We start from the raw sequence: 19,451 nt of genomic DNA, 5'->3' as shown, positions 1-19,451 counted from the left end.
TCAACAGCCTACGGCGTGCCACCGACCTTCGGCTGGTCGGCGACTCCCCGGCACCCCCACGCATCAATCGGTCGACTCGATCACCGGGATGGCCGTAGTGATGACGGGGACGGACGCCGACATCCGGGTGCCGTCGTCGCGGCGGGCATCGGCGAACTGCCGCAGCGTCGGACGCCCCGGGATCCGCGGACCCTGATCCGCCAGCGGCACGACGACCTCGTCCTCGACCGTCGCGAAATAGGCGGTGTCCCGCACGCTGAACGGCACCGGGGGGCCGCTGCGCACCTGCACGCGCAGCTCGTCCTTGGTGACCGTCACGTGCAGCGCGGATCCCTGCCACTGCAGCGGGAACGACAGCGACGGCCAGTCGGCGGGAAGCCGCGGGTCGAAGCTCAGGTCGCCGGCGTAGTCGCGCATGCCCCCGAAACCGCACACCAGTGCCGTCCACACCCCACCGGCCGACGCCACGTGAACGCCGTCGGACGCGTTGTGGTGCAGGTCGTGCAGGTCGACGAACAGCGACTGCTCGAAGTAGTTCTGCGCGAGGTCCTGGTACCCCACCTCAGCGGCGAGGATCGACTGCACGACCGCCGAGAGCGTCGAGTCGCCCGTGGTCAGCGGGTCGTAGTAGTCGAAGTCGGCCTTCTTCTCCTCGGGCGAGAAGTGGTTTCCCTGCAGGAACAGCGCCAGCACGACATCCGCCTGCTTCAGCACCTGGAACCGGTAGATCACCAGCGGGTGGAAGTGCAGCAGCAGCGGTCGCTGCTCGGCGGGTGTGTTGGCGAGATCCCAGACCTCGCGCTCGAGGAACAGCGAGTCCTGCGGATGGATGCCGAGGCCCTCGCTGTACGGGATGTACATCGCCTCCGCCGCGCGGTCCCACGCCTCGGCCTCGCCTACACCGAGCCCAGTCCGGTCGACGAGCTTCACATAGTCCTCGGGGTGGTTCTCCTGGATCTCGCGCACGATCTTCGCCGCGTAGCGGAGGTTGTAGCGGGCCATGACGTTCGTGTACAGGTTGTCGTTGACGACCGTCGTGTACTCGTCCGGCCCCGTGACGCCGTGGATGTGGAAGGTCTCGATCCCGTCGCCGGCATCCGTCTCCTCCACCAGCCGCGAGGCGCGCCAGAAGCCGAGGGTCGCCCACAGGCGTGCGGTCTCGATCGCGATGTCCGCTCCCTCACGCCGGAGGAACTCCTCGTCGCCGGTCGCGCGCACGTACTTGCCGAGCGCGAAGCTGATGTCGGCGTTGATGTGGTACTGCGCGGTGCCGGCGGCATAGTAGGCGGAGGCCTCTTCGCCGTTGATGGTGCGCCAGGGGAAGAGCGCCCCCGCCTCGTTGAGCTGGGCTGCCCGGCGACGCGCAGCCGGGAGCATCCGCGCCCGTGCGCGCAGTGCGTTGTACGCCCACCGCGGCGACGTGTAGGTGAGGAACGGGAGCACGTAGATCTCGGTGTCCCAGAAGTAGTGTCCGCTGTAGCCCGAACCGGAGACGCCCTTGGCGGGGACGCCGGCGCCGTCTGCGCGGGCGGAGGCTTGGGCCAGCTGGAAGAGGCACCAGCGCGTGGCCTGCTGCAGGTCGTCGCGTCCGCCGATCTGCACGTCACTGCGCTCCCAGAACGCATCGAGCCACGCCCGCTGACGCTGGAAGACCGTCTCGACGCCCTCATCCGCTGCCCGGTCGAGCGAACGACGGCAGCGATCGACGAGCTCACGCGGCGGCACCCCCCGCGAGGTGTGGTAGCTGACGAGCTTGGTGACCGTGATGGGGACGCCGGCTTTGGCCTGCACGCGGAACACGTTCTTCGCGATGTCGGGCTCGACGAGCGTGCGGGCGTTGTACTCGTTCTCGGTCTCGACCACGTGGTCGGCGACGACGGCGACCGTCATGCCCGAATCGGCGACGCGGTACGACAGCGCGGAGCGCATCCCGTCCTGCCAGTGCTCGGCGGGCTCCAGCACGCGGTCGGCGATCTTCTCGGCCTTGCGAGGATCGAACGCGGCGGCCTTCGTGCCGATCGGCGTGCCGGCGTACACGCCCGCGCCGTCCTGACGGTTCAGCAGTTGGCAGCTGATGGTGACCGGGGCGTCGGCGTTCTCGACGACGACCTCGAGCCGCAGCACCGCGAGGTGCCGTTCCTCGAAGCTCACGATGCGCTCGTCGCGCATGCGCACCCTCTTGCCCGACGGAGTCTCCCAGACCACGTGGCGCTCCAGCACCCCGGTGCGCAGGTCGAGCGTGCGGCGGTACTCGCGCACGTCGGCGTCGTCGAGCGAGATCGGCTCATCGTCGACGTAGACGCGCATGACCTTGGCGTCGGGAGCGTTGACGATCGTCTGCCCGACCTCTGCGAAGCCGTAGGCCTGCTCGGCGTGCCGGATGGGCCAGGTCTCGTGCAGCCCGTTGATGAACGTGCCGTGCTCCTGCGCGCCGCGACCCTCGATGTGGTTGCCGCGCAGCCCCAGGTAGCCGTTGCCGACGGAGAACAGCGTCTCGCCGACGCCCTCCTCCGAGTAGTGCGTGTCGATCAGACGCCACGGGTCGACGGGGAAGCGGTCGCGGTCGATCATGCGGTCTCCGGGATGTCGGTGCGGGGAGCGGGGACGAACACGGCCAGGTCGTCGACGACGACCGTCGCGCCGGCGGCACGGAGCGCGTCGGCTCCGGCGCCGCGGTCGACGCCGATCACATCCGCATAGCCGGCTGCGGCGGCGGAAGCGGCACCGGAGGTGGCATCCTCCACGGCGACCGAGCGGGCCGGGTCGACGCCGAGTGCCACCGCGCCCGCGGCGAACATGTCGGCGGCGGGCTTCGACGCGAGACCGTCGCGCTCGGCGACGACGCCGTCGACCACGATCCGGAAGAAGGAACGGATGCCGGCGGCGCCCAGCACCTCCTCGGCGTTCTTGGAGCTCGACACCACGCCGAGCGGGATGCCGGCGGCGTGCAGAGCCTCGACGAGTGCGAGCGAGCCCGGGTACGGTGCGATCCCCTGCCCGCGCAGCGACTCCGCGAAGGCGGCGTTCTTGCGATTGCCGATCCCGCAGATGGTCTCGGCCGAGGGGTCGTCGTCGACGTCTCCCCAGGGCACCTCGACGTTGCGGCTGCGCAGCAGACTCGACACTCCGTCGTAGCGCTTCTTGCCGTCGACGTAGTCGTAGTAGTCGGCGTCGGTGTAGGGCGGGGTGAGGCCCCAGCGGGCGAACACGTCGTCGAACACGACCTTCCAGGCCCGCATGTGCACCTCGGCGGTCGGAGTGAGCACGCCGTCGAGGTCGAACAGTACGCCTTCGGCGTGGAACAGGTCGGGCAGTGCTTCTGGCACAGAGCCTCCAGGAGAAGGGCGATCGTCGGGCCGGCACCGCTCCGTGCCACTGTGCAAGCGTAATGCTGCGGCGCGTCAGGAGGTAACCCCGGCGGGCGGATCAGAGCAGTTCGGCCGTCTGCCGGGCGATCTGCAGCTCCTCATCGGTCGGCACCACGAGCACCGTCACCGGCGACGCGTTCGTGGAGATACGACGGATGCCGCGCTCCCTCGCCTCGTTCCGGGCGGCATCGATCTCCACACCCGCGAATCCGAGAGTCGCCATCGCCGCCGCCCGCACCGCCGCCGCGTTCTCGCCGACGCCGGCGGTGAAGGAGATGACGTCCACTCCCCCGAGTTGCGCGATGTACGCACCGGCGTAGGCGCGCAGGCGGTGCACGTACACGTCGAACGCCAGCATCGCCGCATCCTCTCCCTCCTCCACGCCGGCGAGGATGTCGCGCATGTCGCTGCGCCCGGCGAGCCCCGCGAGCCCGCTGCGGGTATTGAGCAGCGAGTCGAGGTCGTCGATCGAGAGGCCGGCACGCCGCGACAGGTGCACGAGCGCGGCGGGGTCGAGGTCACCGGAGCGGGTGCCCATGACCAGGCCCTCGAGCGGGGTGAGCCCCATCGAGGTCTCGACCGAGCGACCGCCGTCGATCGCCGTCACCGACGCTCCGTTGCCGAGGTGGAACACGAGCTGTCGGAGGCTGCCGAGGTCGCGATCGAGGAACGTCGCCGCCGCCTCGCTCACATACTGGTGGCTCGTGCCGTGGAAGCCGTAGCGGCGCACCCGATGCTCCGCGGCGAGCGCGGCGTCGATCGCGTAGGTGTATGCGGCGGGCGGGAGCGTCTGGTGGAAGGCCGTGTCGAAGACGGCGACGTGCGGAACCTGATCGAACACGGCGCGGGCGGCGCGGATGCCGGCCAGGTTCGCGGGGTTGTGCAGCGGTGCGAGCACCGCCAGCTCATCGATCTGCCGCTCCACATCGGCGTCGATCAGCGTCGGCGCGTAGAAGCGGGCGCCGCCGTGGACCACGCGGTGCCCGACGGCGACCGGGCGATGCTTCTCGAGCGACGGCCCATGCGCGGCGAACTGCTCGCGCATGATCTCGAAGGCAGCGGCGTGATCGGCGATCGGGCGCTCGTCGCGATACGTCGCGTCGAGCATCGTCGGCACGGCGCCGCCGTCGGTCTCGGGACGCACGGTGTGCGCGACCGGGCTGGCGTCCTGGCCGATGCGCTCGATGAGCCCGCTCGCGAGCAGGTTCTCCTGCTCGATGTCGATCAGACTGTACTTCAGCGACGACGAGCCGCTGTTGATGACCAGGATCGCGCTCACGCCTGCTCTCCCTGTGCCTGGATCGCGGTGATCGCGACGGTGTTGACGATGTCGTCGACCAGCGCGCCGCGGGACAGGTCGTTGATGGGCTTGTTGAGTCCCTGCAGCACCGGTCCGATGGCGACGGCGCCGGCCGAGCGCTGCACCGCCTTGTAGGTGTTGTTGCCGGTGTTGAGGTCGGGGAACACGAACACCGTCGCCCGCCCGGCAACAGCGGAGTCGGGGAGCTTGGCCTTGGCGACCGCCGCATCCGCCGCTGCGTCGTACTGGATGGGGCCCTCCACCGGCAGCTCCGGCGCGCGCTCGCGCACGAGGGCGGTCGCCGCGCGCACCTTGTCGACGTCGGCGCCGGTGCCGGATTCTCCGGTCGAGTACGACAGCATCGCGACGCGCGGGTCGATCCCGAACTGGCGGGCGGTCGTCGCCGACGAGATCGCGATGTCGGCGAGCTGCTCACTCGTCGGGTCGGGGATCACGGCGCAGTCGCCGTAGACGAGCACACGGTCGGCGAGCGCCATCAGGAACACGCTGGAGACGACGTTCACGCCGGGCTTCGTCTTGATGATCTCGAACGACGGACGGATCGTGTGCGCCGTCGTGTGCGCGGCGCCGGAGACCATGCCGTCGGCGAGGCCGAGGTGCACCATCATCGTGCCGAAGTACGACACGTCGGTCACGGTGTCGGCCGCCTGGGCGAGCGTGATGCCCTTGTGAGCGCGCAGTCGCGCGTATTCCGTGGCGAAGCGCTCGACCAGTTCGGGGTCGGTGGGGCTGAGCACCTGGGCCGCCGCGATGTCGACGCCCAGCTCGACGGCACGCGCCCGCACCGCGGCCTCGTCTCCGAGGATCGTGAGGTCGGCGACCTCCCTGGCCAGCAGCGTGGCGGCGGCGCGCAGGATGCGGTCGTCTTCCCCTTCGGGCAGCACGATGCGGCGTCGGTCGGCCCTGGCACGTTCGATGAGCCCGTACTGGAACATCAGCGGCGTCACGACGCGCGACTCCGCGAGCCCGAGCTTCTCGGTCAGCTCGGCGATGTCGACATGCGCCTGGAACAGGCCGAGCGCACGGTCGTACCGGCCGCGGGAATCGGCCGAGATCCGGCCACGGGCGCCCATCACCCGCACCGCGGTGTCGTACGTGCCGAGGTCGGTGGTGATGATCGGAACCGTCGAGGCGAATCCGTCGAGCAGCTGGAGGATCGGCTCCGGCAAGGGGAACGGGCCGTTCAGGATGATGCCGGCGATGCGCGGGAACGTGCCGGAAGAATCGGCCAGCAGCGCAGCGAGGAGGACCTCGGTGCGGTCGGCGGGGATCACCACGACCGCCTCTTCGGTGAGCCGCGGCAGCACATTGACCATCGACATCCCCGCGACCACGATCGTCAGTGCCTCTGCCGCCAGTCGGTCGTCGTCGCCCTTGAGCAGGGTGCCGTCGACGGCGGCGAGGATGCCGCGGATCGAGGGAGCGACCAGCGCGCGGTCCTCGGGGATCGCCCACACCGGTGTGCGCTCGTCGCGGAGCACACCGCGCACGGCGTCGATGATGGCTTCGAGGCCGTCGGGGTCTGCGCGGTTCACGGCGACCGCGAACAGCTCTGCCCGTTCAGCGGCGAGCTCGGACAGCGCCAGTTCTGCGATCTGTCCGACGGCTGCCGCCGCGCGGGCGGTCGTGGTGCCCAGCTGCTCCGCCTGGCGCTGCTGATCCCGGCCGCTGAGCACGAGCATGACCGGCGCCCCCAGGTTGGCCGCGATCCGCGCGTTGAAGCCAAGCTCTGCGGGGCTGGCGACATCCGTGTAGTCGCTGCCGATGATCACGACGGAGTCGCACTGCGCCTCGACCGCCTTGAACCGCGCGACGATCGTCGACAGCGCCGCTTCCGGATCGCTGCGCACGTCGTCGTAGGTGACGCCGATGCAGTCCTCGTAGTCGAGCTGCACGCCGTCGTGCGCGAGCATCAGCTCGAGGATGTCGTCGCGTTCGGTGACGGACCGCGCGATCGGGCGGAACACCCCCACCCGCGGCGAGACGCGCATCAACGCGTCGAGCGCCCCGAGGGCGATCGTCGACTTTCCGGTATGGCCTTCGGCCGAGGTGATGTAGATGCTCTGCGCCACAGCTTCAGCTTAGGCGCGGCATCCGTGAACCCACCGGGCATGCCACCGGAACTATTGCGCCGGCGTCACTCGCAGTGCCCCGACAGCGCATCGACGACCGCCGTGGCATCCGCCTGGAATCGGGAGTAGTAGTCGCGATCCATGTTGATCTGCACCCGGTGGATCGCGTGCGACGGCTGCATGCTCTGCCAGTCGGGAAGCCGGCCGAGGCGGTCGAAGAACAGGGTCGTGGCGGTCGCCGGATCCATCCGCTGCTCGGCGCTCCCCCACCAGTCCTGCTGCTGGAACAGTCCGATGCTCGTCGTGCGCGAGCCGTCGGGGTTGGTGAACCCGCTGGTCTCCCAGTCGCCGTAGTCGATGTTGTGGAGGCTGCTCTCGCCCATCGCCGTCATCACCCCGAGGATCTGCCCCTCACGCGGGAAGCCGAGCCCGGCCGCCGTCTTCACGATGGTCGCCGCGTTCTCGAGCTGCTCCCCGCTCCACCCCTCGATGCCCGCCGCCGGGAACGTCTGCGGCTCGTCGATGCAGATCGGCGCGGGGTCGTGCGCGAGCCCGAGCGGGATGAGCGCCAGCAGCCCGCCGAGCACCAGGACGGCCGTGGTCGACACGAGCACCCGCTGCAGGATCTTCCGGCGGCGGAGCCGGATCGCCGCCTGCCGTCGCGTGCCGGGCTTGCGCCGCCGCGCCGTGCTCTTCCGCTTCGATCTCGGCTTCGTCGTCGCTCGCCTGCGCTTCGCCGGCGACGCCGCGCGTCGGGGACTCATGCCGCGAGGGTTCCGCGCTCTGTTCGCGGACGACGGCCGATGAGCGCGGCGAGTCCGCCGCCGATCGCGCCGAAGAGGTGCCCCTGCCAGGAGATCCCGTCGGCGACGCCGAGCACTCCCGCCAGCATCGTGGCGCCGTACAGGGCGAGCACGATCAGCGCGATGACGGCGTAGAGGATCCGGTGGGCGACACGGCCCGGCGCGAACACCCGCATCACGACGTAGCCGAAGTAGCCGAACACGAGCCCGGAGGCGCCGACCGTCAGCGTGCCGGGAGCATTGAAGAGCCACGTGCCGATGCCGCCGACGACCGCGACGATCGCCGTGACGGCCCAGAATCGGCGGGTGCCTTCGACCGCGACGAGGCAGCCGAGCACGAGGAACGGCACCGAGTTGCCGATGAGATGCTGCCAGTTCGCATGCAGGAGCGGACCCAGCACGATGCCACCGAGACCGGACACATCCCACGACCGCAGTCCGAAACCGGTGAACGATCCCGGCAAGATCGCATCGGCGAACTGCACGACCCACATCGCGACGAGCAGGAGCACCGGCGAGGCGAAACGGCCGAGCGGATGCTGCGCCTTCGGTGGCTGAGTGACGGTCACCGGATGATTGTCGCAGGTGCAGCCAGGAGAGGACTGAGCATCCGGCGGATCACCCGCAGAAAAAGAAAGTGACCCTCCGCGCACCCAGCAGAGCCCGGTTACCCTTGCTGCGTTTCCGCCCTGGGGGAATTGGCCTGGATGCCGCCACGCGGAGAGCCGTCAACCATCCTAACCCGATGCGCCGGGTGGTTCGAACCGTCACCGCGGATGGCGGAGAGCTCAGGGGAACCTGCCAGAGCGTTACCCCCTCCACAGGGTTACGATCGAGTAACGCGCACCGCAGCGCCGATGTGAGAGGGAACGCATGCACGAGAACGCCCCCCTGGTCCCGGTGACGATCGACGCCGAGCGGTTCGCCGCGCAGACCTCCGCGATCCTCGGCTCCATCGGCCAGGTCATCGACGGCAAGCCCGATGCCGTGCGCAGCGCTCTCGTCTGCCTCCTCGCCGAGGGGCACCTGCTCATCGAAGATGTACCCGGCGTCGGCAAGACGATGCTCGCGCGGGCACTGGCCGCGAGCGTGGACGCGACGGTGCGCCGCATCCAGTTCACCCCCGACCTGCTTCCCGGCGACGTCACCGGCGTCTCGGTCTACAACCCGGTCGACCGGGAGTTCGAGTTCAAGCGCGGCGCGGTGTTCGCCCACATCGTGATCGCCGACGAGATCAACCGCTCCTCCCCGAAGACGCAGTCGGCGCTGCTCGAGGCGATGGAAGAGGGACAGGTCACGGTCGACGGCGCCACGCACATGCTGCCGAAGCCATTCCTGGTCGTCGCGACCCAGAACCCGCTCGAGATGGAGGGCACCTACGCCCTGCCCGAAGCGCAGCGCGACCGCTTCATGATGCGCATCTCGATGGGATACCCGGATGCCGCGGCCGAAGCTCTCATGCTCCGCCAGCGCGATGTGGTGAGCCCGCTCGCCGCGGTGACGCCCGTCGCCGATGCGGCGTCCATCTCGCAGCTCATCGCGTGGGCGCGCTCCGTCCATGTGGCCCCCGCGCTGGAGGAGTACACGGTCGCCCTCGCGCAGTCGACCCGCTCCGACCCGAACCTCCACCTCGGCGCGAGCCCCCGGGCCACCCTGCAGCTGATCAGGGCGGCGAAGGTGTGGGCCGCCCTCGACGGACGCGACTACGTCATCCCCGACGACATCACCGCGCTGCTGATCCCCGTGCTGGCGCACCGGCTGCTTCCCGCGCGCGGCGCCCACCGTGCCGGCGCACAGCCCGTCGAAGCCGCACTCACCCAGATCGTCGAGCGGGTGCGCGTTCCCGTCGCGACCCGCTCCTGACCGAGACCCTCATGCGACGACGCCGATCCCTCACCAGCCGCGGCGCCGGTGCGCTCATCGCCGCGCTGGGCTGCATGATCGCCGCCAACGTCCTCGGCGCCCGCATCCTGCTCTACATCGGGGTGCTGCTCGCCGCCCTCACCCTCTTCTCGCTCCTCGCCGTGCGTCTCCCCCGCCGCTCCGGGACGGTCACCCGTCAGATCTCCACCGACCTGCTGACCGTGTCGGAGACCTCGAGGGTCACGGTGCGCTTCACGTTGCGCGCCCTCCGCGTGCCGCGAGGGCTGTGGCACGACATGCTGCCCGATGCCGTCACCGGAGACTCCGGCGGCGAGTACCCGCCCGACACCGGGCAGCTCAGCTACCTGATCACGGGCGTCCGACGCGGCGTCTGGCCCCTCGGCCCGCTCATGCTGCGCACCGTGGATCCGTTCGGGTTGGCGCAGCGCGAGCAGTCGTTCGGCGACACCCGCAGCGTCACGGTCGTTCCCGAGGTCTTCGCCCTCGCCCCGCTCGCCGTGCGGGTCGGAGCTGCCGGCGGAACCGCCCACACCTCGTCGACGAGGCTGGGACAGGGCAGCGACAACCTGTCGCCGCGGGGCTACATCCCCGGCGACTCGATGCGTCGCATCCACTGGCGGGCGACCGCACACCGTGGGCAGCTCATGGTGCGTCAGGAAGAGGAGGAGTCGAGCCCTGACGCGGTCGTCGTGCTCGACCGCAGCAGTCGCCACTGGGATGCGCCGGGCGTCCACGCCGATCCGGCCTTCGAGACCGCCGTTTCCCTGTGCGCATCCGCCGCCATCCATCTGGCGTCCGAGGGCTACAGCGTCGACGTGATCGACGGCGCGGGAACTCTGCTCGGCGCCCTGCGCGGGCACGAAGACGACCACGACGGTCTGCTCGTGGCGCTGGCGATGGTGACACCCCGCGGCGAGAGCCGGGACCTGGCGTCACTCATCGGCGGAACGCCTCCCGGCCCGCTGGTCTTCATCACCGGGCGCCTCGATGAGGAGGACGCCGCCCTGCTGCGTCCGGCGGGAGCCACCGCCCCGATGCTGTTCAGCACCGAGCTGCTGCCCGGTGCCGCCGAGGCCTCCGCCCCGCACGGCTGGACGGTGGTGAAGATCGGCGAGGACATCGCCGAGGCGTGGGAGGATGCCGTCTCGGCGCGGATCGGGGTCGGCGATGTTCCGCGCTGAGCAGTCACCCCCGACCGCGGCCGCCCCCGCGCCGACCGCGCCACGGTGGCATCGCGACCGTGAGGAGACGACCGGCGTCGTCGGCCCCGGTGCGATGGCGGCTGCGGCGACGCTGGTGGCGACGTGGCCGTACACGTCGGTCATCTCTCCGGGCACCTGGTCGGGCACGGTCCTCGTCGTGGTCATCGTCGTGGCCGGGACGGGCATGCTGCTGCGGCACCTGCTGCGCCGACGGGCGGCATGGGTCCGGGACACCGGCACCCTCCTCGCCCAGATCGTCGTGGCCATCGGCGCCGTGACGCTGCTGGTCGCGGGTGACACCGCGCTCTTCGGGGTGGTCCCGACGACGACCACCCTCGCGGTGTTCGGAGCCCTCGGGGCCGCGGCCTTCGAGGAGGTCGCCTTCGGTTCCGCGCCGCTCGATGCCTCGCCCGGGCTCGCCGCCTCGATGGGCGCCGGCTTCGCGGTCGTCGCGATCCTCCTCGATCAGCTCGTGGCACACCGGTCGGCCGTGCTGGCCGCGCTGCTGACCGGCGCCATCGGCGCGGTGCCGATGATCGTCACCCTGGGTGAGACGAACGTGATCTGGTTCGTGCTCTACGGCGTGATGGCTCTGCTCCTCTTCCGTTACACCGCGCGACGGCATCCGGAATCGCCTCGCCGATCGTCGACCTCGCTCGCCGTCGCGCTCGGGGCCGCCGCGCTGGTCACGACCGTGGCCATCGCCCCCGCGCTGCCCGTCGCGACGAGCATGGCCGGCACCGGCGTCGGCGTCACGGTCGACGCATCGCTGCGCCTCGGTGACGACCTGCGCCAACCGAACCCGGTCGAGGTGCTGACCGTGGCGGCGGACGGCGAGACCGCCCCCTACCTGCGGCTGACGACGCTGTCCCGATTCGACGGACGCGTCTGGCAGCCCGACCGAGGCGACCTGCAGTCGCAGGACGACGGCTTCGGCGCCCCGGAGTGGGGTGAGGGCATCGCGACGGAGGAGGAGAACACCTCCATCCGGGTGCTGCGGATGTCCAGCTCGTGGCTTCCGGTGCCGTATCCGGCCACCGACGTGCAGGGACTCAGCGGATCGTGGCGGGTCTCCCCCGACAATCGCACGCTCTTCTCCCGCAGCGCCGATGCCGTCGGCAACGACTACACCGTCACCTCGTCACGACTCATCCCGACGCTCGAGCAGATCCGCGCGATCGACGCCGCACCCCCCGTCGTCGATCCCGAGGCGGAGCCTGTGGAGCTGCCGGGCATCATCGCCGAGCTGGCCACCGACGTGACCGCGGCCGCGAGCACCGACTACGACCGCCTCGTGGCGCTGCAGAACTGGTTCCGCTCGCAGTTCGCGTACTCCCTCGAGACACCGGTGCAGGAAGGCTTCGACGGCACCGGAGCCGAGGCCGTGGCCCAGTTCCTCGAAGAGCGTCAGGGGTACTGCGTGCACTTCGCCGGTGCCTTCGCGCTGATGGCCGAGAGCCTGGGGATGCAGGTGCGCATCGTCGTCGGGTACCTGCCCGGCTCGCTCACCGACGAGAAGCGCGGCACGGAATCGGTCTTCTCCGTGACCAGCGACCAGCTGCACTCCTGGCCGGAAGTGCTCTTCCCCGGGGTCGGCTGGGTTCCGTTCGAACCGACCGCCTCGCTGGGCGTGCCGACCGCCTTCCGTGCAGGAGTGACGCAGGGCGGTGGACCCGGAGACCCCGCCGTCCCCGTCCCCACCACGGCCCCGCAGAGCGAGGAGACCTCGGCTCCGCAGGTGGACCGTGACCCCGACGGGGGCGACTCCGCGGACGGCGGCGCACGGCGCACCCTCGACCCGATGCCGGTCGCGCTCACCGCACTCGGAGTCGTCGTGCTGCTCCTGTTGCCGGCGCTCATCCGCGTCGTCGAGCGCCGCGGCCGTATGAACCGGGCGCGAAGCGGGGACCCCGCGGCGGCCTGGGCCGAGCTCCGCGACACGCTGATCGACCTGCAGTTGGAGGTGTCGGATGCCGAGACCCCGCGCGTGCGTGCGGCGGGACTGGTGCGGGAGAGCCAGGTGGACCCGGAGGCGATGCGTCTACTCACGGATGCCGTCGAGCGGTCCAACTACGCCCGGTCCGGCGAGGCATCGGCAGATCTCTCCGAGCCGCTGCGCCAGGTCTTGGTGCAGTTGCGCGGCAGTGTCGACCGACCGACGCGGGTGCGCGCCGCACTGCTGCCGCGGTCCCTGTACGCTCCGCGAGCCGCCGAGCCGGGAGCGGCGGTCTGACGGCAGGGCTCCGGGACGCTCGGCTCGGGTCGGCTGGGTCGGTCGAACCCGCGTTCAGGCGGCGTGAACGGCGCAGGGCACGGCGACGCAGACCTCGCACACCACGAACTGCGAGCGGCAGGAGAGATCGGGGCAGTTGGCGGTGCGCTTGGTGGGCGTCCCGCAGCCGACGCACTCGCCGATGACCCGCGCGTGGTCGGAGAAATCGACGGAGCCACGGCCGTCGAACACGTACAGCGAGCCGTCCCAGAGGCCATCATCGCCGTACTTCTCGCCGTAGCGGACGATACCGCCCTCGAGCTGGTAGACCTCGCCGAAGCCGCGCGCCGTCATCAGGCTCGACAGCACCTCGCAACGGATCCCGCCGGTGCAGTAGGTCACGACCGGCTTGCCCTTCAGGTCGTCGTAGGCGCCGGAGTCGAGAAGCTGCACGAAATCCCGGGTCGTCTCGGTGTCGGGCACGACCGCGCCGCGGAACCGCCCGATCTGCGCCTCGAGGGCGTTCCGGCCGTCGAAGAACACCACGTCGTCGCCACGTTCCTCGATCAGGCCGTGAAGTTCTTCGGGGCTCAGCCGCGTGCCACCACCGACGACGCCGTGCTCGTCGACCCGCAGCTCCCCCGGGGCTCCGAACGACACGATCTCGTCACGCACCTTGACGCTGAGCTTGGGGAAGTCGAGGCTGCGGCCCTCGGCATCGAGCCCCGTCCCCTCGCTCCATTTGATGTCGGCGTCGGCGAACGGCGCATACGAGCGAAAGGAACGGAGCCATTTCTTCAGGGCCGTGATGTCACCACCGAGCGTGCCGTTGATCCCGTCCTTCGAGATGAGCAGTCGTCCGCGCAGCCCGAGCGCCTCGCCGATGTCGCGCTGCCAGACGCGCACGGCGTCGGGATCGGTGAGGGGCGTGAACGCGTAGAAGAGGACGATCTTGGGGGTTGCCACCCAGGAATCCTACGTCGGGTGCGGGCAGTGGGCGGAACCCGCTCAGAGCCGGTCCCTGCGACGCACGACGAGCACGGCGGCGGCGCCGAGCACGAGGAGCCACGCGCACGCGATCGCCGCAGACGCCGCGCCACCGAGCCCCTCGCGCGCGAGACCGGCTGACGACAGGAGCGCCTGCAGGGGCAGCACGTCGGCCAGGGAGGGTGCGATGTCGGCGAGAAGGGCGGCGGGCACGAGCGTCGCCGGGACGACGAACAGCACGAGAATCGGGCTGCGGATCAGCACACCGACGAGGTATCCCCACAGCCCCGCAGCCCCGATCGCCGCCAGAGTCCGCCCGGCCGTCGCGGGAGGGAGCAGCTCTTGGCCCGATGCGACCAGGAAGGCGGTCTCGAGAGCGACGGTGCCGACCCCGCCGAGCAGCAGGCTCGTGAGCAGAGTCGTCGCGGCTCGGACGCCGAAGACGGCGACGGGGCCGCCGTAGAGCTGCGCCCTGGCCAGCACACCCGCCTTGTCGGCGAGCGTCACTCCGAGCGCGCCGAGCACGGCGACGACGAGGATGAGACTGCTGAACACGGACGCGCTCAGTCCCACGGCGACCTCGGCGATGGCGGGCGCGGGCGCGATGCCCAGCTCGGCAGGAAGCGATGCGAGCAGGGAGACGATGAGGAAGAGCATCACGGGCAGGAACGCCCACGGCAGAGGGTCGCCTCGCACCCGTCGGAGCTCCGCAGCGATCGTGCGGACGATCGGACCGCGGCCGACCGTCGGCACGGCCGGCACCGACGTCATCGCGCACGCCTTCGCACGACCACCACGGCGAGTGCGGTCACGACAGCTGCCCACCCGAGCAGCACGGCGCAGCTCGCGCCCGTGGGCAGGAGACCGTCGATCGGGGCGCCCGTCGCTCCCGCGAACGCCCCGACCGGGAGGAACCTCTCGATCGCCGGCACGGTGAACAGCAGCGGCAGCTCGATCATCGTCGGCAGCAGCAGCACCACGGCGGAGACGACGTAGTAGTTCCGGAGGATCCACCCCAGCGACCCCCCGATCACGGCCCCGGTGGCTGCCACGAAGATCGAACCGCCCACGATGCCCCAGAACGCGCTGTCGAGCTGCAGGTGTCGACCGTATGCGGCGAGCGCGAGGCTCGTGACACCGGCCCAGATCGCCGTACCGACCACGCAGAAGACGATGCTCGTGGCCACGCTCGACAGGAGCTTCGCGAGGAAGACACGACGCAGCGAGCCGATCACGATCGTGCGTGACATCGAACGGTAGTAGAACTCCCGCGAGACGGAGTAGCTCCCGAGGTACATCGCGGTGATCCCGATCGAGGCGATGAGTCCGAAGACCATCCTGGTCGCCATGCCGTCGTCGAGTGCGCGCACTCCGTCGAGCGACGGCCCCATGGTCAGCAGGAGGACCGGGATGAGGATCACGAAGGAGCCGACGCCGAGCATCGCGAGGCCGCTGATGCTGCGGAGCAGTTCGCTTCTGAGCACGTCAGGCATTGCGACGACCCCCTGCGGCGGCGTCGATCAGATCGAAGTACCCCTCCTCGAGCGAGGAGTCGCCTCCGCGGGTCAACGAGTCCAGCGGCCCCCGGAACAGCACGGTGCGACGCATCACGACGACCTCGTCGACGCTCTGCTCGAGTTCGGCCAACTGATGGCTGGAGACGAGGACGCTGCCTCCACGCGCCGCGAAGTTCCGGAGGAATCCACGGAGCCAGCGGATCCCGCCGGGGTCGAGGCCGTTCGCCGGCTCGTCGAGCACCAGCAGCTCGGGATCGCCGAGCAGGGCAGTCGCGAGTCCCAGTCGCTGGAGCATCCCGGTCGAGTACTTCTTCACCCGTTTGCCGGCGTGCGCCGTGAGGTCGACCTGCTCCAGCACCTCATCGACCCTCGAACGCGGCGCGCCCAGAGCGAGCCGGTAGATGTCGAGGTGCCGCGCGGCGGTGATCCCCGTCTCGAAGCCCAGCCCGTCCATGTGCACACCGACTCGCCTGGCGGGATTGGGCAGCGCCGCGAAGGGCTCCCCGAACACTCGCGCCGACCCCGCTGTGGGATGGAGCAGTCCGACCAGCCCCCGCATCGCGGTGCTCTTCCCGGCCCCATTCGGGCCGAGCAGTCCGACCACGGATCCGGCCTCCACCGTGAAGGTCAGGTCTTGCACGACGGTTTCGCCGCCGTAGGACTTGGTGAAGCCGTCGAAGGTCACGACTGCGGTCATGGGTTCACTCCTTGCGTGAGAGGACGGGAGACGGGGACACGACCGATCAGTCGATCCGCGTGGCGGTGGATGGGGGCGATCAGCTCGGGATGCGCGCCTCCGTCGGCGCGGGTGAGGAGCTTGGTGAGCGCGTACAGCTGTGCGACGACGCCGTCGTCGGTCTCGAGGTCGTCGCGGAACCGTCGCGCGATCTCGTCGGCGACAGCGGGCACTCCGAGCGAATGGGCCAGGAGGAAAGCGGCGTCGTATCCCCGCGGCGCCAGGCCCCACGCTTCCCAGTCCACGATCGCGAGCGGGGCCGTGTGGATGTTGTTCCAGTGGAGATCGCCGTGACACGACACCCAACGCCCCGGGTCGGTGTCGATCTCACAGCCGAAGAAGACGGCGATGCGTCGGCGGATGCCGACGGGGTCGAGGGACATGCGCGTCGTCGGAGTGGCGGCGACTCCGGCCAGTGCCTGCTCCAGATCAGACCACCACCCCGCATCCACAGCCGGGCCGTCGCGCAGTTCCGGCGTCGCCGCAGCAGGGGTGCCCGGCACCGCAGTCATCAGCTCCGCCCGAAGCAGGAGCGCTCCTTCGGTCTGCTCTCGCACATCCAGGAACAGGGGTTTGACGCCGATGTGGATCGCTCCGGCATCCTGGTTCCCCGTCCACCACGGTCCTCGAGCCCACTCGGCGCGCGCCCACACGATGCGGAGCCAGAGCACATCGCCTCCGCGTTGCACCGCCGAGCCGATCGAACGGTCATGCCAACCGTGGACGGGTTCACCGATCGCCCGTACCTCCAGCTCGGTCGCCATGCGCGCCAGTGCCTGGCGCAGCATCCGGCGCACATCATTCTCCGGTGCGCTCGGCGGGATACCGGCATTCATCGGTGCTCCGATCCGAGCGCGGCCACCGGTCGGGCCAGGAAGGCTTGCCAGAGCCAGACGGCGATGTTCGTCGCACGCGAGTCAGAGAACGTCGCCCTCCCGTACGGGGGCAAGGTCTCCGCCGTTTCGACTTCTGTCAGGCCCCTCGTCCAGGCGGGCGTGGTCAGGCCGGAGGCGCTCACGGGCACGAGTGCGGCGAGGTCGACCCCGTCGTCATGCTCGGCGGATCCGCTGCCGACGGTCGCGTTGCCCAGTGGATGGCGCAGGACGATGCCGTTGCTCTCCAGCGTCACCGCCGTGCCCACCGCCGGCAGTTCCGCTGAGGTACTCGCCACCAGACGGACGCCCTCGCCATCGGCCGCGAACCCGACCTGATGAGCGGGCTGCATCGGGACGAGGAACAGGATCGCTCCTGCCACCGCGATGATCGCACCGAGGGACACGGCTGTCCGCCGCGCATCCGGCCGACGGCCGTGTAACGCGCGGACACCCCGGATGAGCGCGGCGGCTGCCACGGCGATCACGACTGCCACGGTGAGCAGATAGGCGATGGCGGGCACGACCCCGAGGCCGGCGACCATCGACGAGGAGCGGTAGAGCACCAGTCCGACCAGCACAACCGGGAAGAGCCGACAGGTGACGCCGTACGCGACCAGCCAGCCTCGCCGCGTCGAACCTGACCCGCCGACAGCCATCGTCCGGTCAGCCTTCATGGTCCCGAACAGCATCGCGCCGAGAGTCTCTCCCGCCGCGTGCATGGCATGGCGCCGCAGATGCGGATGGTCCAGCGCCGACATCAGCGCCAGATAGCCGTCGAGCTGCACGAAGGGCAGCAGGTTGAGCACGGTGATCATGAGGCACGAGAGCCCGTACAGCACGAGCGCGGCGTGCAGCATCGGATCTGTCAAGAAGCGCGCGAGGACGATGCTCGCCGCTGCGCAGAGCAGGTGCACCGCGGGCCCGGCGAGCGCGACGGCCACACGCCGTCCGCGCCGTCCCAACCGCCAGCCGTCGGTGACGTCGCAGAAGAAGGCGGGGGCGAGGTAGAACAGCATGGCTCCGATGCGCCGGGGCGACCCGCCGAAATGGCTGAGGACGGCACCGTGCCCGAGCTCGTGCACGACCGTGGTGAGGACGATCGCCACGCTCAGCCCGATCACGACGGGCAGCGGCACGGGATGATCGAGAACCCCGACGATGTCATCGGTGCTGAGGAGACCGACGACGAACCCTGCGAGCACGATGGCCAGGAACACGACCGCGCCAGGAGCCTCCACGGCGACTCGGGTGATCGGGCGGAGCGCGGCGAAGAGACGGGCCGGGTCTCCGATGCTGAACTGCACGGTGAGCGGGGGCTGGAACCGCCAACGGGAACCTCGGTCGAGCCGACGGTCGCGGTCTCCCCGCTGCGCGTCTGTGCACAGGAGACCGGCGTCGGCGAGGCGACGCGCAACTCCCCCGACATCGTCAGACGTCCACGGTTCGCCGAGCTCCTGAGCGATCTGCGACACCGTCCGCACCCCGGTGAAGTGCCGTGCGACGGTGGCAACCGACTCGGAGATCCGGGCCTTGGGCACTCGGTCACGCGCGATGATCCAGGCGCCCTCCGCGTCTGCCGGCGCATCGACGGAGACGCGCACCCCGAGCTCCGGTCGAGCCGAAGCCGGGAACACCGTCATCGGAAGCTCGCTCGTCATCGGACGCACTCGAGCATGGACAGGCTCTGCGACCCGTCTGCAAGACGGACCGGCAAGGCATCGCGCACGCGCAACCCCGCGGTGCTCAGTTCTGCACGCAGCTGCTTCTCGTCGAGAAGGTTCACCCGCGAGGCGAACGCTTCCGTCGTGCGCACGCCCGCCTGCCGACGCAGGTGCAGCACACTCACATCTCGGTGACCGGCCGTCGAGTCGACCTGCTCATCCAGGATCACGACCTCGGCAGGGTCCGCGTTCAGCGGCACGAGCCGCGTCTCGGCACCGCCCGTATAGGCGCCGGTCGAGTGGACCGAGACGAGGAAGACACCATCGGGCGCCAGGTGCGCGCGCACAGCCTCGAGCATCGTCCGACGCCGGGGTGGAGGCAGCAACGTGATCGAGGTCGCCGCCAGCACGATGAGTCCGAACGACCCATCGACGTCGAACGCGCTCATGTCTCCGAGCACGGGAAGAACCTTCCCACCCGCGCGCTGGGCGCGTCCCTCGAGCAGCTCGAGCATGCGTGGCGAACTGTCGAGCGCGACCGTCTCACGTCCCAGGCGACCGAGCGCGACAGTGAGTCGACCGCTGCCGCACGCGAGTTCGAGGATCCTCCCCTCGGTGCGCCGGCCGATACGGAGTATCTCGCGCACCTCGCTGTCGTCACCACGGGTCATCGCGTCGTACACCTCCGAACCTCGCTCGCTGTAGAGGTCGGTGACGACGGCGTGCGGTTCGAGGACGGCGAGCAGCCGCGCCATCGACGAGGTCAGGCGAGAATCGGTCATGCGGACTCCTTGTCTGGGCGGGCAGGCGGGC

The 19,451-nt window shown here is 70.2% G+C and carries 16 protein-coding genes and 1 other RNA gene; 3 read left to right on the top strand and 14 right to left on the bottom strand.

Annotated features, from left to right (window positions below; translation table 11 throughout):
- Positions 1-63: 63 nt before the first annotated feature.
- From BQ2383_RS02305 to ffs, 7 genes are all read right to left on the bottom strand, one after another.
- Complete coding sequence (locus tag BQ2383_RS02305; RefSeq protein WP_091028781.1) at positions 64-2,571, bottom strand: glycoside hydrolase family 65 protein; 2,508 nt, start codon at positions 2,569-2,571, stop codon at positions 64-66.
- Positions 2,568-3,326, bottom strand: coding sequence for an HAD family hydrolase (locus BQ2383_RS02300; protein ID WP_091028777.1), 759 nt, complete (start codon positions 3,324-3,326; stop codon positions 2,568-2,570). The genes BQ2383_RS02305 and BQ2383_RS02300 overlap by 4 nt, the downstream gene beginning before the upstream one ends.
- Positions 3,327-3,426: 100 nt before the next feature.
- Entirely contained in the window at positions 3,427-4,647 is a 1,221-nt protein-coding gene (locus tag BQ2383_RS02295; RefSeq protein WP_091028773.1) for an acetate/propionate family kinase, read from the bottom strand.
- Positions 4,644-6,761 (bottom strand): phosphate acetyltransferase, encoded by a 2,118-nt coding sequence (gene pta, locus BQ2383_RS02290; RefSeq protein WP_091028770.1) that lies wholly within the window; start codon positions 6,759-6,761, stop codon positions 4,644-4,646. Before pta ends, BQ2383_RS02295 begins: the two co-directional genes overlap by 4 nt.
- A gap of 65 nt (positions 6,762-6,826) precedes the next feature.
- Positions 6,827-7,525 carry a hypothetical protein gene (locus BQ2383_RS02285; RefSeq protein ID WP_167381519.1) on the bottom strand — a complete coding sequence of 233 codons (699 nt, stop codon included), beginning with the start codon at positions 7,523-7,525 and terminating at the stop codon, positions 6,827-6,829.
- A complete protein-coding gene (locus BQ2383_RS02280) occupies positions 7,522-8,133 on the bottom strand; it encodes a rhomboid family intramembrane serine protease (RefSeq protein WP_091028766.1) in 612 nt (203 codons plus the stop codon). The genes BQ2383_RS02285 and BQ2383_RS02280 overlap by 4 nt, the downstream gene beginning before the upstream one ends.
- A 64-nt stretch (positions 8,134-8,197) precedes the next feature.
- An RNA gene (gene ffs, locus BQ2383_RS02275) (signal recognition particle sRNA small type) lies at positions 8,198-8,294 on the bottom strand.
- Positions 8,295-8,437: 143 nt separating this feature from the next.
- Between ffs and BQ2383_RS02270 the strand changes: the two genes are divergently transcribed.
- From BQ2383_RS02270 to BQ2383_RS02260, 3 genes are read left to right on the top strand one after another with little or no spacing between them, the layout of a single operon-like run.
- Positions 8,438-9,427 (top strand): AAA family ATPase, encoded by a 990-nt coding sequence (locus BQ2383_RS02270; RefSeq protein WP_091028764.1) that lies wholly within the window; start codon positions 8,438-8,440, stop codon positions 9,425-9,427.
- Positions 9,428-9,438: 11 nt separating this feature from the next.
- Complete coding sequence (locus BQ2383_RS02265; RefSeq protein WP_091028761.1) at positions 9,439-10,629, top strand: DUF58 domain-containing protein; 1,191 nt, start codon at positions 9,439-9,441, stop codon at positions 10,627-10,629.
- A complete protein-coding gene (locus BQ2383_RS02260) occupies positions 10,586-12,883 on the top strand; it encodes a transglutaminaseTgpA domain-containing protein (RefSeq protein ID WP_244175865.1) in 2,298 nt (765 codons plus the stop codon). Before BQ2383_RS02265 ends, BQ2383_RS02260 begins: the two co-directional genes overlap by 44 nt.
- Before the next feature lie 54 nt (positions 12,884-12,937).
- Here BQ2383_RS02260 and BQ2383_RS02255 read toward each other — a convergent pair whose 3' ends face one another.
- Genes BQ2383_RS02255 through mpaM form a run of 7 tightly spaced genes read right to left on the bottom strand, consistent with a single transcriptional unit; the run spans position 12,938 to position 19,420 of the window.
- Positions 12,938-13,828: a rhodanese-related sulfurtransferase gene (locus tag BQ2383_RS02255; RefSeq protein WP_091028754.1), complete on the bottom strand. Its 891-nt coding sequence runs from the start codon at positions 13,826-13,828 to the stop codon at positions 12,938-12,940.
- Positions 13,829-13,870: 42 nt separating this feature from the next.
- Positions 13,871-14,620 (bottom strand): hypothetical protein, encoded by a 750-nt coding sequence (locus BQ2383_RS02250; protein ID WP_091028751.1) that lies wholly within the window; start codon positions 14,618-14,620, stop codon positions 13,871-13,873.
- Complete coding sequence (locus tag BQ2383_RS02245; protein ID WP_091028746.1) at positions 14,617-15,342, bottom strand: hypothetical protein; 726 nt, start codon at positions 15,340-15,342, stop codon at positions 14,617-14,619. Before BQ2383_RS02245 ends, BQ2383_RS02250 begins: the two co-directional genes overlap by 4 nt.
- Positions 15,335-16,063, bottom strand: coding sequence for an ABC transporter ATP-binding protein (locus BQ2383_RS02240; protein ID WP_091028743.1), 729 nt, complete (start codon positions 16,061-16,063; stop codon positions 15,335-15,337). The genes BQ2383_RS02245 and BQ2383_RS02240 overlap by 8 nt, the downstream gene beginning before the upstream one ends.
- Positions 16,060-16,938 (bottom strand): phosphotransferase, encoded by an 879-nt coding sequence (locus BQ2383_RS02235; protein ID WP_091028739.1) that lies wholly within the window; start codon positions 16,936-16,938, stop codon positions 16,060-16,062. The genes BQ2383_RS02240 and BQ2383_RS02235 overlap by 4 nt, the downstream gene beginning before the upstream one ends.
- Positions 16,935-18,635, bottom strand: coding sequence for a daptide biosynthesis intramembrane metalloprotease (mpaP, locus tag BQ2383_RS02230; RefSeq protein WP_091028735.1), 1,701 nt, complete (start codon positions 18,633-18,635; stop codon positions 16,935-16,937). The genes BQ2383_RS02235 and mpaP overlap by 4 nt, the downstream gene beginning before the upstream one ends.
- Positions 18,632-19,420, bottom strand: a complete 789-nt coding sequence (mpaM, locus tag BQ2383_RS02225) for a daptide-type RiPP biosynthesis methyltransferase (protein WP_091028733.1) — start codon at positions 19,418-19,420, stop codon at positions 18,632-18,634. Before mpaM ends, mpaP begins: the two co-directional genes overlap by 4 nt.
- Between the last annotated feature and the right edge of the window lie 31 nt (positions 19,421-19,451).

It is taken from the genome of Microbacterium oxydans, assembly GCF_900095745.1.
GTDB lineage: Bacteria > Actinomycetota > Actinomycetes > Actinomycetales > Microbacteriaceae > Microbacterium > Microbacterium oxydans_B.
The sequence above is the reverse complement of the archived record's forward strand: the minus strand, read 5'-3'. Positions and strand labels throughout refer to the sequence as shown.

Excerpts from the sequence above, each read along its gene's own strand:
- BQ2383_RS02305 (WP_091028781.1), bottom strand. The coding sequence starts at position 2,571 with ATGATCGACCGCGACCGCTTCCCCGTCGACCCGTGGCGTCTGATCGAC.
- BQ2383_RS02285 (WP_167381519.1), bottom strand. The coding sequence starts at position 7,525 with ATGAGTCCCCGACGCGCGGCGTCGCCGGCGAAGCGCAGGCGAGCGACG.
- BQ2383_RS02270 (WP_091028764.1), top strand. The coding sequence starts at position 8,438 with ATGCACGAGAACGCCCCCCTGGTCCCGGTGACGATCGACGCCGAGCGG.
- BQ2383_RS02265 (WP_091028761.1), top strand. The coding sequence starts at position 9,439 with ATGCGACGACGCCGATCCCTCACCAGCCGCGGCGCCGGTGCGCTCATC.
- BQ2383_RS02260 (WP_244175865.1), top strand. The coding sequence starts at position 10,586 with ATGCCGTCTCGGCGCGGATCGGGGTCGGCGATGTTCCGCGCTGAGCAG.
- BQ2383_RS02250 (WP_091028751.1), bottom strand. The coding sequence starts at position 14,620 with ATGACGTCGGTGCCGGCCGTGCCGACGGTCGGCCGCGGTCCGATCGTC.
- BQ2383_RS02245 (WP_091028746.1), bottom strand. The coding sequence starts at position 15,342 with ATGCCTGACGTGCTCAGAAGCGAACTGCTCCGCAGCATCAGCGGCCTC.
- BQ2383_RS02240 (WP_091028743.1), bottom strand. The coding sequence starts at position 16,063 with ATGACCGCAGTCGTGACCTTCGACGGCTTCACCAAGTCCTACGGCGGC.
- BQ2383_RS02235 (WP_091028739.1), bottom strand. The coding sequence starts at position 16,938 with ATGAATGCCGGTATCCCGCCGAGCGCACCGGAGAATGATGTGCGCCGG.
- mpaP (WP_091028735.1), bottom strand. The coding sequence starts at position 18,635 with ATGACGAGCGAGCTTCCGATGACGGTGTTCCCGGCTTCGGCTCGACCG.
- mpaM (WP_091028733.1), bottom strand. The coding sequence starts at position 19,420 with ATGACCGATTCTCGCCTGACCTCGTCGATGGCGCGGCTGCTCGCCGTC.